At 43.4% G+C, this 12,811-nt stretch carries 11 protein-coding genes; 2 read left to right on the plus strand and 9 right to left on the minus strand.

What is annotated here, in order from left to right; genetic code table 11:
- Positions 1-119: 119 nt before the first annotated feature.
- Both ACFGVS_RS06210 and ACFGVS_RS06215 read right to left on the minus strand, forming a co-directional pair.
- The gene (locus ACFGVS_RS06210) at positions 120-1,031 is read right to left on the minus strand and encodes a helix-turn-helix domain-containing protein (RefSeq protein WP_439697898.1); all 912 of its coding nucleotides are present in this window, start codon (positions 1,029-1,031) and stop codon (positions 120-122) included.
- Positions 1,032-1,115: 84 nt separating this feature from the next.
- Positions 1,116-1,934 carry an SDR family oxidoreductase gene (locus ACFGVS_RS06215; RefSeq protein ID WP_439697899.1) on the minus strand — a complete coding sequence of 273 codons (819 nt, stop codon included), beginning with the start codon at positions 1,932-1,934 and terminating at the stop codon, positions 1,116-1,118.
- A gap of 201 nt (positions 1,935-2,135) precedes the next feature.
- Here ACFGVS_RS06215 and ACFGVS_RS06220 point away from each other — a divergent pair, with 201 nt between their 5' ends.
- Positions 2,136-2,903, plus strand: coding sequence for an SDR family NAD(P)-dependent oxidoreductase (locus ACFGVS_RS06220; RefSeq protein ID WP_439697900.1), 768 nt, complete (start codon positions 2,136-2,138; stop codon positions 2,901-2,903).
- 92 nt (positions 2,904-2,995) lie between these two features.
- Complete coding sequence (locus ACFGVS_RS06225) at positions 2,996-3,913, plus strand: helix-turn-helix domain-containing protein (protein ID WP_439697901.1); 918 nt, start codon at positions 2,996-2,998, stop codon at positions 3,911-3,913.
- 120 nt (positions 3,914-4,033) lie between these two features.
- Here ACFGVS_RS06225 and ACFGVS_RS06230 read toward each other — a convergent pair whose 3' ends face one another.
- From ACFGVS_RS06230 to ACFGVS_RS06260, 7 genes are all read right to left on the minus strand, one after another.
- Positions 4,034-5,692, minus strand: coding sequence for a trypsin-like peptidase domain-containing protein (locus tag ACFGVS_RS06230; protein ID WP_439697902.1), 1,659 nt, complete (start codon positions 5,690-5,692; stop codon positions 4,034-4,036).
- A gap of 107 nt (positions 5,693-5,799) precedes the next feature.
- Positions 5,800-6,951 (minus strand): redoxin domain-containing protein, encoded by a 1,152-nt coding sequence (locus tag ACFGVS_RS06235; protein ID WP_439697903.1) that lies wholly within the window; start codon positions 6,949-6,951, stop codon positions 5,800-5,802.
- A gap of 158 nt (positions 6,952-7,109) precedes the next feature.
- Positions 7,110-8,057, minus strand: a complete 948-nt coding sequence (locus ACFGVS_RS06240) for a hypothetical protein (RefSeq protein WP_439697904.1) — start codon at positions 8,055-8,057, stop codon at positions 7,110-7,112.
- Between the two features lie 26 nt (positions 8,058-8,083).
- Positions 8,084-9,034 carry a hypothetical protein gene (locus ACFGVS_RS06245; RefSeq protein ID WP_439697905.1) on the minus strand — a complete coding sequence of 317 codons (951 nt, stop codon included), beginning with the start codon at positions 9,032-9,034 and terminating at the stop codon, positions 8,084-8,086.
- Positions 9,035-9,049: 15 nt separating this feature from the next.
- Positions 9,050-10,462, minus strand: a complete 1,413-nt coding sequence (locus ACFGVS_RS06250) for a PKD-like family lipoprotein (protein ID WP_439697906.1) — start codon at positions 10,460-10,462, stop codon at positions 9,050-9,052.
- Between the two features lie 17 nt (positions 10,463-10,479).
- Positions 10,480-11,328: a DUF4843 domain-containing protein gene (locus ACFGVS_RS06255; protein ID WP_439697907.1), complete on the minus strand. Its 849-nt coding sequence runs from the start codon at positions 11,326-11,328 to the stop codon at positions 10,480-10,482.
- Between the two features lie 10 nt (positions 11,329-11,338).
- A complete protein-coding gene (locus tag ACFGVS_RS06260) occupies positions 11,339-12,808 on the minus strand; it encodes a RagB/SusD family nutrient uptake outer membrane protein (protein ID WP_439697908.1) in 1,470 nt (489 codons plus the stop codon).
- Positions 12,809-12,811: the final 3 nt, after the last annotated feature.

Raw genomic sequence — 12,811 nt, forward strand, 5'->3', positions numbered from 1 at the left:
AACATCGGGTAGGTTGAAAGAGAATTAATAAGTATCAAAACCTGAAAGCATAAATCCACAGCTTGCCGGCTGAACCACTTCACTCGTGAATCGTTTGGCAAAATTGCGATCGAAACTTCTTAGTTCAGATTGCGAAACTCGACAGGCGTTTTACCTGTCTTTTGCTTAAAAAGCTTATTAAAATATTGGGGATATTCAAAGCCCAGTAAGTAAGCTACTTCGCCGACTGACTTATCAGTGTTGATCAGGATATTTTTGGCTTCTTCGATTAAATAATAGTGGATATGGTCCTGCGCATTCTTCCCCGTTTCTTTTTTTAGCAGATCGCTCAGATAACCCGGCGATAAGTTGACCTTATCTGCCAGGTTTTTTACACTTGGCAAGCCCCGCTCTTTAATCCCGGGCTTGCTAAAATAATCTCGTAGTGTTTTTTCCACTTGCATGACAACTGAACTATTCGCACTTTTTCTTGTAATAAATTGTCGCCCGTAAAAGCGTGCACAATAATTTAAAAGCAGCTCGATATGGGATACAATGACGGACTGGCTATGCGTATCTATATTCTCATGTAATTCATTATCCAGTTTCTGCACGCAATCATAAAAGATACTTTTCTCTTTTTCGGACATATGAAGCGCTTCCCACACTTCATAAGAGAAAAAACTATAGTCTTTCATTTTATCATGAAGACTGGTTCCTCTGATCAGGTCGGGATGAAAGAATACGCCCCAACCCTCCTTTTCGGTGTACGCGCCAATGTCGGTTTCCAGGTCTAATACCTGGTTCGGTGCAATACACATCAGGCTGCCGTTATTGAAATCGACAACCTTACGGCCGTATTTTACATTATTGCCATCATACCGCTTAAACAATAAGCAGTAGTAATCGCAGGATATCCTGGTGTTTTCTGCCACCTGCTCATCAACATTGCTAAAGTCGATAACGGCAACAAGCGGATGTTTAAGTGACTGATGTAAGTTGAAGAACTTGTAAACATCGGCTATCTCGGAAAAATGAAGCGATATGCTCATAGCGTATTGACTAATAGCTTTAAAGTTACAGATTTTTGGCAATACACAGGGCCGTAGTATTGCAGCAGCCCTGTGTGGCTTATCCTAATCAAGCTTAAACAGACCTTTGATTCCCTGCAAAAAAGTTTGATCGTCAGCTTCCTTGCGTTGGGCAACAATTCTCTTCGCATCTTCTCCTGCGGTGTATCGAAGCTTATTGGTGCTATCTGTTGCTGCTTCGTAAATAACTTCGGCAACTACGCGGGCAGGAGAAGCATTCTCAAAGAAGGCAGGCATTCCTTCGTTTACTTTCTCCACAATACCTTTGTATTCAGTCATCGATTCATCGTTACTGAAGTCAAGCGAACGGCCGGCAAAGTCCGTAGCGATGGCGCCAGGTTCAACGATTTTAATTTTCGCGCCGAATTGCTCCAGTTCGTAGCTCATGGCCTCTGATATTCCTTCCACGGCAAACTTGGTACCGTGATATAAGGCGCCGAGGGGAAAAGCCATCTTGCCGCCTATAGACGATATATTGACGATAACCCCGCTTTTATTACTGCGAAAGTGAGGCAATATTGAACGGGTTACATCAATAAGCCCAATCACATTAGTATCAAACTGGCGGATAATATTTTCCCTTGAAAAGGCTTCCAATGGTCCGAATGCGCCATAACCTGCGTTATTAACCAAAACGTCAATCTTTCCAAACTGTTTAATGCCTTCGGTTATCGCCCGTTGTATACTATCAAGGTTAAGAACATCCAGCCTGGCCAGGATTACATTATCCAAAGCTTTAAGTTCTGATTCGCCTTCGGGATTTCTCATTGTAGCTATCACATTCCAGCCTTTTTCCTGAAATAATATAGCTGTTGCTTTACCTATTCCGCTGCTTGCACCGGTAATTAAAATTGTATTTTTCATGTTTTAATTATTTTGATAACACAAAGGTCAGCGTAAACTGATAGCAGCAGGTAACACAAATTCCGGTAAGTTGTATACTTATTACGGTTTATTAAACCAGGTAAATAAATTATTCATTTCGGTTACAACTCTCCTTGATTTGGTTACAGGTGCATAAAATTAAACGCAGATTTTTGTTCCATAACAGTTAATCAAAATCTTATGGAAGATCAAATAACATCTGCGAACAAACCGATTGCCTTAGTGACCGGCGCTAACCAGGGTGTAGGTAATGAAATTGCCAAAGCGCTCGCCGCTAACGGTTATGTGGTATATGTGGGTTCGCGTAAATTGGAAAATGGCGAAAAAGCAGCCGCAGCAATAGGGCAAAATGCAAAGGCTATACAGCTCGATGTTACGCAACAACAAAGCATTAACGCGGTAATAGCGCGCATTGAAAACGAACACGGCCGCCTGGACCTGCTGGTGAATAACGCAGGTATATCACACGGCGGAACATCTCCAAAAAGTCCGGAAGAGCTCATGAGCACCGGGCGTGCCGTCAATGTATCGCTTGACGAAGTGCGTACTGTGTGGGAAACCAATGTATTCGGCGTTATTGCTGTAACGCAGGCTGCTTTACCTTTGCTGCGTAAGTCATCGGCTGCACGCATAGTCAATGTATCAAGCGGACTGGGATCACTCACCTGGATATCTGACCCGGCTTGCTGGGCAAGAGAACATTTCGGTATTGTTTACGCGGCCTCTAAAACTGCACTTAATGCGGTTACACTTGCCTTTGCCCTGGAGCTTGAAAGGGAGAACATCAAGGTGAACGCCACCAGTCCGGGCTATACGGCTACCGCGCTCAACAATTTCCAGGGAACTGACAGCCTGGAGGTTGGATCACGCGAGCCGGTTCGGGTAGCCCTGGAGACCGACGGCCCCACTGGCGGCTTTACTGGCCCTGAGGGACCTCTGCCCTGGTAATTACGCTTAACGGGTACCAGCGTAATCTTATTCACAAACCAATTATGACCGGGAGCTGAAACAGCATCCGGTCGTAATTATTACCTTTCAGTATGAAAAACAACATACCAAAAGTTATTAAACTCGGATCGATAACGGAAATACATCGTTTGCTCGGTATCCCGGGGCCTGCTCACCCACTGATCAGTTTATTGGATACCAGGGACGAACGGATCAACCTGAGTCGCCTGCCGGTAAGCTATGTTACCACACTTTATAAAATCTCTTTTATTAATAAGTTAGGTGGTAAATTCAGATATGGGCAGGGGTATTATGATTTTGACGAGGGAAGTATGGTTTTTACAGCACCGAACCAGGTAGTGGGCAGTACAGCGATTTATAAGGGAAACGAGGGGTATTCTTTGATTTTCCATCAGGATTTTCTCCATGGTTATCCGCTTGCTGTTAAAATAAAACAATACGGTTTCTTTTCCTACGCTTCAAACGAGGCGTTACACCTTTCTGAGCAGGAAAGGGCGACCATTTCTGCCGTTTTTACCATTATTCAGGAAGAATTGAACAGCCGGATAGATGATTTTAGCCACGAAGTAGTTATCGCACAGATCGAATTGCTATTGAGTTACGCCAGGCGCTTTTACAAAAGACAATTTCTGACCCGGCAGGCAGCCAGCAGCGATCTGCTGCTTCGGCTGGAAGAATTACTCGAGTCTTATTTTAAGGAAGATAAGCCGGCCAATCAGGGATTGCCTACTGTACAATACCTGGCTGAACAGTTAAACTATACACCGAACTATTTAAGTGATATGCTGCGCTCACTCACCGGACTAAACGTACAGCAGCATATTCATGAAAAGCTCATCGGGCGATCTAAGGAATTACTCACTACTACCACTTTAACCATCAGTGAAATAGCTTACCAATTAGGGTTTGAGCATTCCCAGTCCTTCAGCAGGCTTTTTAAAACCAAGACCAGGCTTTCGCCTGGACAGTTCAAGCAAGCATTTAATTAATTTTTTAGATGAGCGAATCAATGGTAGGGAAATTCGGCAACGGGTAAGATAATTTTTTTTCAGTATTCAGGCGGCTGGCAATTTTGATTTCCGGCCAAACGACGTTTATTAAAACGCGATCTACAGTGTATCAGCAATAAATTTACAAACTATTTTTGATGGCACGGTAATACTAACTGCCCTGCTGTATCGCCCTATATTAACACCATAAAAACGACCATAGTTATCAAATACCGGTCCGCCACACCTTTGGGGAGTTAGCATTGAATCATGTGCAAATACTTCCTTAAAACCGTCCCTCCTACCACTTTTGCCACCTGTAAACAATTCTGCCGGGTGATCAAAATGTACCGCAGGGACAGTACCAAGCACAAAAGTTTTGGTGATTAAAGCGCCACCTCTTTTTACCTTTAACGTTAAGGTATCTCCCGGCCAATGATTTTGCATCTCCGCTTTAAAATCACCTGCGGTGCGTATTGCTAAACCGTTTATGTCGTTCACCTCGTCTTTTGCAAGCAGACCATTTTTTGCGGCTGGCGAAAGTGGTTTTATCCATAAAGCAGATGCAGCCGCGTTGTTATCACCCACAAAAACACCAAGATAACCTGCATTTACCACTTTGGGAAGTAAAAACAGTTTACTCCCTAAAACCCCGGTTACATCTGATGTATCGGGCTGTGGCGAACGCAAAAAAGTACCCGGTATTAAATTGAAAGTAGTATCCTTACAAATTTCTTGATAAGTTATTCCTCCCTTGATATCAGATGCAGGCACTAAAAGTACAAGATCGTTTTCTTTATCCCGGGAAATAACAGTCGCTTCAACTATTTTTTTTCCGATCATTACTATCGGGGCATCGGCTACTATCGAACTTTTACTTACGATGATGGTATGGCTTTTAATTGTCTTAAAATGCAATCCATCAACAGAAAAAACCGCGCCCAAAGCCTGCTGGCTGACACCATTAAAATTGCTATGGATAGCTACACAGGTACCGCCATGTTTGGATGAATGGGCAGTGGAAAACTCGTTAAACATTCTTTTGCTAACCGGCGGAACCGATACCTGCACACTATCGGGCAACGCATGATAAACTGCCGGGCGCATTAAGCTTTTCCAGTACTTTTTATAAAGGTCAACCGGCACGTCGTAGTTTGCATCTTCAGGAACTTCAATTGCGCTGTGCAAGCCGACTACATTCCCCGAAAGATTAAACAGCGGACCTCCTGAATCGCCGGGCTCCATCATACAAGTTGATTTGATAAACCCACGGCTGTTTTTCACCTCGGTTACATGACCAAATCTTACGGTAGGTTTATCCTGGTTCAAGCTTTCCGGATAAGCAATACTAATCAATGGTTCGGATAAAGTAAGCCCTGCCGAACTCCCCATATCGGCATATGGCCAGTCGCCTTTTGTAATGATCTGCATTATGGCTACATCAGGACGGGTTTTATCAGCTGCTAATTCTATCTTACCCAAAGCAACAGCAATAGCCTCTCTCCCATCCGGGAACATTACTTTATAGGTAAGGCCTGGCCAGGTAACGTGCGCAGCGGTTAGTATATGATGCTCCTTATCAACCACCACCCCGCTAAACTGCCCGCCGGTACGTTTATTGGCCGATGTATCGTAGCTCCACATACGCACACAAGCGGGATAAGCTTTTTGAATACCCGCTTTCAACACTTCTTCTGTTTTGTTTGTTTTGTTTTGCTGAGCATATGCATATTGTATTAGCAACACAGCTACCAGGAAAACGAAATAAAATTTCTTCATCAGTTGTTTTATAACATTGTACAATGTGTACAGATGAAAACCCAGGTTATACAATAACTCAAAGCCAATTGATACGCTTTGAGTTATTGTATAGCCTGGGTTTAAAATTAGTTTTTAAATGTTTCGGCCAGTTTTTTGTTCAATTCTTCTCCTATCAGGTTCACGCCTATTACTTTACCATCTTTATCAAGTAAAAAGTTTTGCGGTACAGCCCTTACGCCATAAAGGTGACCAACAGCGTTGTTCCAACCTTTTAAATCGGATACGTGAGTCCAGGTAAGATTATCGGCAGCAATAGCGTTTACCCACTTGCTATGATCGCTATCAAGTGATACAGAAAGGATCTCAAAACCTTTGGCCTTGTATATTTTATACTGATCAACCAGGTTAGGGTTTTCGGCGCGACATGGCGAGCACCAGCTTGCCCAAAAATCTACCAATACATATTTACCCTTGTAGCTGGCTAAAGAAACCGGCTTGCCGTTTACATCATTTTGAGTAAATGCCGGTGCCTGCGCACCAATAACGATGTTCTCCATAGCCTCAATACGTTGCTTTAGCTCCTTACCAACATCTGTTAACTGGTATTCTTTTTTAAGGGCATTGAAAATGGGCTTAACTATTTTAGGATCAAATTTATTTCCTATACCTTCAGACAGCCCCACCAGGCCGAAGTAAGAATCAGGATGATCTTTGGCAAACTGGATTTGCTTAGCAAAATGGTCATCCATTTTTTTATGATACCGCTCGCCTACTTCCTTTACAAATTCCTGGTCGTTTTGCAATTCCGGTGAACTGGTGATCTCGGCGTTAGCTTCTTTTGCAAACTGCATTACCGTGCCGCCGGTGGTTTTTACATAAGCCTGGTATTCGTTATAAACTTTTGATCCGGTGAAAATAGCGTTAGCCAGGGAGTCCTTGGAGGTGATCTCAACATTTTCTTTACCAAAGTAAATATAGATAACGTCGGAAGCAGGCATGTAAATAGCCCGGTCTTTACCACCGCCATCGTGCGATAGCGCCATACGTGCGGTAGCATAGCCCGAGTTATGGCCGGTAAACTTGAAAGTTCCGTTAACCAGCACAGCCGAGTCGGTGTGGTTTGCCCCATTGTCCATGTTATCCATATAGTCGAGATAAGCTTTGGCAGGCGCGTTTAGCGTACCGATATGACCGGTAATTGTAAAATTGTTGGCTGTTTGTGCAGATGCGATGCATGGTGCCAAAGCGGTAAGGATCATTAAAATTCCTTTTTTCATTTTTATGTGTTTTAGATGTTTCATTTTGATATTTTTTTGAACAAACTAATGGATGGCCGCCAACGCTTTCCATCGACGATGTTTCGTTCTCACCGAAACTGCTGCCCGGAGCTTTTTTGACGGCCTTTCCAAAAGCTAACTATTACTGATTTTATTTTTTAATACGGATATTTTACAGCAGGAAAATCCTCCTGCGCATTTTTAAACTCCTGCTCCCACTCCATGCTCCAGCCAAATGCCAGGGTGGCCTGTGCCTTCAGGTTTACGCCTGCCGCGCCGCTCCAGAAGTGAATAAATTCGCCCCAGTTTAAGTTGCGGGTGTACTCATAGCCTATGGAATTTTGCTTTTTGGGGAAATTTGCAGCTAACAACTTAAAGTACTTGCTCAATACTGCCGCGTGCCCGTATTTTGAATAAATAGGGTAAAACCAGTTTTTAAACCACTGCGAGTTTGCCCGGGGAAAATTATCATACTGTGACTGCATTTGCGTAAATACACGGCCGGCTTCATCTTCCATGCCAATATTCATCAGTACATCGTAATTATAGATCTCCATAAACTTACTATCGCCCCAAAGCACATCAGAGGGTGAACCCTGTACGCCGTTGTTGGCCCCGCAAATAATGTGACCGGTTTCATGTACCGGGATACCGATGATTTGCCCGGTTGGCGTCGCCCAGTCGCCCAGTCCACAATCAATTGCGTTGCGGTAATCATGGCTGGCATCAAAATACGACGCCGGGTGACCGCCGCCTAACGCGTCATCAAAAGGGGTTACTATACCATGCAATACCACGTATAAGCGCGATGAGTCGCCAAATGCGCCGTACGTTTTCTTGGCATATTGCCAAACCTTCGACATTGTTTTGTAAGGCCAGGTAACCGAGGTATCCATATTGGCGTCATAGTAAATGGCATCATCAGCATCGTAATACACTCTTTTCAGTAAATAAACATGTGGGCCTCCCCAATGCTCCTGCCAGGTTTTAGGCGGCGGCCCGCCATAAATTGTCCCGGTACTTTTTGCTAAATCCTTTTTGCACGCGCTTAATAAAGCAAGGCATGCCAGGCATATTAAAATGCTTAATTTATTAGTGGCCTTCATTGTTGTAATTTCTTGTTATTAAAAATCTAATAGGCGTACTTCACATTAGTAAAATCTTTTTGGGCCTGCCTGAATTGCTGCTCCCACTCATCGGTCCAGCCGAATGCGAATGTTGCCTGGGCTTTCATGTTATCGCCGGTAGCACCGCTCCAAAAATGGATAAACTCGCCCCAGTTTAAATTCTGGGTATATTCTGCTCCGTGCGGGTTTGGCATTTTAGGATAATTGGCAGCCAGCAGCTTAAAGTATTTGCTAAGCACAGCAGCATGGCCATATTTTGAATAAATAGGATAAAACCAATTTTTAAACCACTGCGAGCCGGCACGCGGAAAGGTATCTACCTGTGCCTTAAGCTGATCATATACCCTTGCGGCCTCATCCTGCCTGCCAATGTTCATGAGCACATCATAATTGTATATTTCCATAAACTTACTATCGCCCCACAACACATCCGACGGAGAACCTTTTACCCCATTATTAGCTCCGCAAACAATGTGACCCGTTTCGTGAATAGGGATGCCTATTTGCTGCCCCGTAGGATACTTCCAATCGCCCAGGCCGCAATCTATAGCGTTGCGATAGTCATGGCTTTCATCAAAATAAGATGCTGGATGGCCACCGCCAAGAGTTTCTTCAAATGGGGTAGTTATCCCGTGCAAAACCACGTATAGCCTGGCCGAATCGCCGAAAGCGCCATACGTTTTTTTAACGTATTTCCAGGTATCTGACATGGTTTTGTAAGGCCAGGTCACCGATTTATCCATTGACGGATCGTAATACACTGCTACATCGCTATCAAAATAAACCCGGTTTAGCAAAAATGTATGCGGACCGCCCCAATGCTCCTGCCAGGTTTTGGGTGGCGATCCCGGCGGATCATTTTCTATCGTGGCTGTTTGTTTATTTTTCTTACATGCTGCTGCCAGGAAAACGAAAAGCATGACCGAAACAAGAATTATGTTTTTTGAAAATTTCATGATCTTAATTTTTACTTACTTAATCACGATATCAACCGGCGAACCGGGGATACCGTCAAGCTGTTTTGTTACTACACCGTTTTTACCTACGCTAACATCAAGGGTATACAGGCTTCCGGCGACACCGACAGTAAGTGTGTTACCATCGGCACTTAGCTTTATCATGCTTACTTTTTTGCCCCCCATATTGGCATCTAAAGTGCGTAAATCCTGATTTAAAGGATTGTAGCGATATATTTTATCGTCAGATGTGAAGTAGAAGACATCAACCGCCGATTTTTGCCATTTGGTATCGCCTTTTATATACGCCTCGGCTTTAAACTCGCGTTTGTAATAAGTTTCTATAGCGCGTTGCGAATAGTCATCCATATCGATGTAAAAGGAAAGCTCATATATTTTGCCATCGGTATCCCTGAAATAAGCGTAGGATTGGCCTGGCTGTGCCTGCATAAATACCAGGTCGGTAATACCCGTGTTAAGCGGATTAAAGGCTTTGCCTTTTACCGTGTAGTCGGCCCCCATATAGTTGCCGCCGCCATCAAAAGAAACAAATGCTTTGGTTGCTAAATCGAATCCAAAAAAGTAACCGGGCGTACGGGTAAAAAACTTAGATAGTGTGTAAGTACCCGATTGCGGGTTTGAAAACTTTCCAAAATCCGGTGCAAACGGCGCAGTTGAGGTAACGGACAAATAAAGCTTATTATTGATAACACCTGTTGGTACACCCATTGAGGCTTCAAACCCCTGCGGAGTGATGGTAGCCGGTGCAACAAAAAATTGTTCGTTAAAATACCTTTTCCTAAGCATGGTATTACCATCAATGGTCACGCTGTTTTTGGTTGGGTCCTGGCAAATAACCCAATAATCTTCGGCTGTGCCAGGCTGATAAGCCAGGGGTTTGGCGAATAGCTGAACAGGGTTATTGGGTAGATTTTCGCCCATAAGAGAAAAATAAAGGTTGCTTAATACAGACCTGTCGGGTTTTATAAAAGATAGCTTAGTAACGCCATTATCAACACTCAATACTGTTGTACCTGTTGAAAATTGGGTATTACCCTGTATTTTGAACGGAAAAAAGTATTTGATACCGTTACGTTTATCGGTAACAGTTAATTTAGCGTTACGCAGCTTTGGCGGCAAGTTATACACTATTGCAAGGGGATAGCCGGTATAAGTATCCGTACGCGCATCTTCATCTACATAAATGTCCCATTGATAGGAAAGATCCTTCAGGTAATCGGCACCATCAAACTGTACATAGGGTTCAAGCTTTAGGGTATCGCCAACCAGCGCATTAAACGTACCATCAGTAAAATTCACCACAATGGGCTGCGATGGCGGATTATACTTATAGTTACCTAAATCCTTTTTGCAGGCGCTAAAGAACAAGGCAAACAGCATAGGTATATATAATATTTTGTACTTCATTACTTTTTAATTAATTGTTATATCAGAATCTGATTTTTATTCTCATCCATAAAAATGAGCTGCTTAACGGTTGGGAAGTATTTGAGCCAGAACTTTTTATTGGGCGCGGCCTGATTATAAAAATCATAGTCGCCGGTGTTATCGCTCCGTGGGGTAAGTACAAATCCCTTGCTTGGATTTTGCTTGATCCAGTTAAAAGGATCAATCAAAAACTCGTGCATATTATTGATATAGTACAAATCGCGGGGGATATATAAGAAGTAATTAGGATCAACCTGTGGATTAAGCTGTACCAGGTCTGTAGTGCCCGATGAAATTAAAAACAGTTGGTGCTTTACCCTGCTATAACCACCCAATTGTCCCCAATATGGCCACCATGCGGGTTCTTCTAACCTGTTGGAGAAAACGATTTGCTTGGAGCGGATATCCAGTGGCAGGTTCGATGAAAAATCTGTCCCGCCCGAAACCTGGATAGCGAGTTTTACCGAGTAATTGACCAAACCTGTATCGGTATTTAAAATAATAACCGGCACATGTATCGTACCCGAGTCGGCAGGCATAGTATATGATGGCTTTAATGGCTGATAATGCAAAGTGCGCACAGCCGAAGAATTGGCCGCATCAACGCTCAACATAAAGCTCCGGGGATGGTTAACCCTGTTACCTGATATTTTTACGGGCACCCAAACGGTATCCTGGTTTAAGGTTGGGTTATAGGCAAATGAATATACTACGCTGTCGGTATTGGCATACCCAAGGTAAATATTATCCTTGCCGCCGGGTGCATTGTATGTAGTTAAAGTCTCTTTTTTACAACTGGCAAGGGCCGCGCAAATAAGAAAGGCAAATAATAATTTTCTTTTCATATCTGTTTTTTTAGTTGGTTCTGTAAGCCTGTTCATCTTGCGGCAGCGGGAACATAAACACCCCATTTGATGGCTGTATATTTTGCGTTGATGACACCACTACCGCATGGTTCAAGCGCTTATACATATAAAACATCTGGTTTTCAGCATAAAACTCTTTACGGGCTTCGGCCAGCAGTAAATCGATGAAGGCGTTTTTGGCCGGTACATCTGTAAGTGTGTTGCCTATCCCGCGTTTTGCCCTTATGGTATTATAGTAGCCTATCGCCTTAACCGGGTCCGTGTCGTAGCTTGCTTCGGCAGCTATATAGTACATTTCACTTAATCGTATAGCCGGTGCAACCAGTGGATGGAGATTAGGTTCGGGATCAAGATTGGTGATGTATTTTTGCAACACCGCACGGTTTGGCCCGCCTGTAGTAGCCGCGGTTGATAAAAACCATTGCTTATAGCGCCAGTCTTCGGCCCCATCCTGGCCTACCTGGTAAATGTCGTTAACCTGGTCAACAGTGGCACTGTAAAGCGGGTTACTTACAGTAAACAGGCTTTGAAGCTGGCCGTTAATGCCTTTAGTGTCAATAAACCAGGCGGCAATCAGCTCTTTATAAAAGATCCTGTCCTTTTTCTGAATGTCGCTATTGAAAAAATCGTCCTGATCTGTAAAAGGGAATCTTTTAGCGTTGATTACTTCTAATGCATTGGCAACACTGTTAACCTGGTCGCTCTTATACAAATAAACCCGGGCCAACTCGCCGCAAACAGCGTAATAATTAAGGCGATGACGCCTGTTTTGCAAAAACAGATCATTACTTGCTGTTTCAGTACTACCAACTGTTGATGGATAGCCAATTACATAGGCCGATGAAATGATAGGATCAGACATCAGCAATGTTTTTGCCGCGGTCAAATCGGCAATGATCTTTGTGATCGCATCGGCAGTAGTTGAAAATGGCGTACTGGTAACACCTACGGTAGTAACGTATGGTATCGCTTTGATATTTGGCCCCACTTTATACGATGGACCAAACATGCGGAGTATATCAAAGTGCAGGTAAGCCCTTAATGCCAGGGTTTCGCCTTTAATCAATTGGTAATCCTTATCGGCAAACAGTCCTTTTTTATCGTCAATAGCTGCCAGGATATAATTACAATTGGCTATTGCGCGATAGGCTGATGACCAGGTATTATCATTTTTTGCTACAACGCCACTAAGGCTATAATTAAAATTAGCGGTAGATTGCAGTATCACATCATTAAACTGGTAATTCTGCGATAAGATGTCATTATTGAATGTCAGGACGCCACCATACAGCGATGACGATGCACAGAGGGTATAAACCCCGTTTAAGGCCTCCTTAAATCCCTGTTCTGTAGTAAAAAGATCGTCTTTATTGATTTGCGACTGCGGCTTAACATCCAAAAACTTTTTGCATGATGTAAGCAACATGATAACCACTACGGTGTATAAATATTTTTTCATGTT

Origin of the sequence: Mucilaginibacter sediminis, assembly GCF_051903035.1 — a bacterium.
In the GTDB taxonomy this organism is placed as follows: domain Bacteria; phylum Bacteroidota; class Bacteroidia; order Sphingobacteriales; family Sphingobacteriaceae; genus Mucilaginibacter.

What these genes read in the sequence shown, in the direction of transcription:
- ACFGVS_RS06210 (WP_439697898.1), bottom strand. Translation starts at nt 1,031, where the DNA reads ATGAGCATATCGCTTCATTTTTCCGAGATAGCCGATGTTTACAAGTTC.
- ACFGVS_RS06215 (WP_439697899.1), bottom strand. Translation starts at nt 1,934, where the DNA reads ATGAAAAATACAATTTTAATTACCGGTGCAAGCAGCGGAATAGGTAAA.
- ACFGVS_RS06220 (WP_439697900.1), top strand. Translation starts at nt 2,136, where the DNA reads ATGGAAGATCAAATAACATCTGCGAACAAACCGATTGCCTTAGTGACC.
- ACFGVS_RS06225 (WP_439697901.1), top strand. Translation starts at nt 2,996, where the DNA reads ATGAAAAACAACATACCAAAAGTTATTAAACTCGGATCGATAACGGAA.
- ACFGVS_RS06230 (WP_439697902.1), bottom strand. Translation starts at nt 5,692, where the DNA reads ATGAAGAAATTTTATTTCGTTTTCCTGGTAGCTGTGTTGCTAATACAA.
- ACFGVS_RS06235 (WP_439697903.1), bottom strand. Translation starts at nt 6,951, where the DNA reads ATGAAAAAAGGAATTTTAATGATCCTTACCGCTTTGGCACCATGCATC.
- ACFGVS_RS06240 (WP_439697904.1), bottom strand. Translation starts at nt 8,057, where the DNA reads ATGAAGGCCACTAATAAATTAAGCATTTTAATATGCCTGGCATGCCTT.
- ACFGVS_RS06245 (WP_439697905.1), bottom strand. Translation starts at nt 9,034, where the DNA reads ATGAAATTTTCAAAAAACATAATTCTTGTTTCGGTCATGCTTTTCGTT.
- ACFGVS_RS06250 (WP_439697906.1), bottom strand. Translation starts at nt 10,462, where the DNA reads ATGAAGTACAAAATATTATATATACCTATGCTGTTTGCCTTGTTCTTT.
- ACFGVS_RS06255 (WP_439697907.1), bottom strand. Translation starts at nt 11,328, where the DNA reads ATGAAAAGAAAATTATTATTTGCCTTTCTTATTTGCGCGGCCCTTGCC.
- ACFGVS_RS06260 (WP_439697908.1), bottom strand. Translation starts at nt 12,808, where the DNA reads ATGAAAAAATATTTATACACCGTAGTGGTTATCATGTTGCTTACATCA.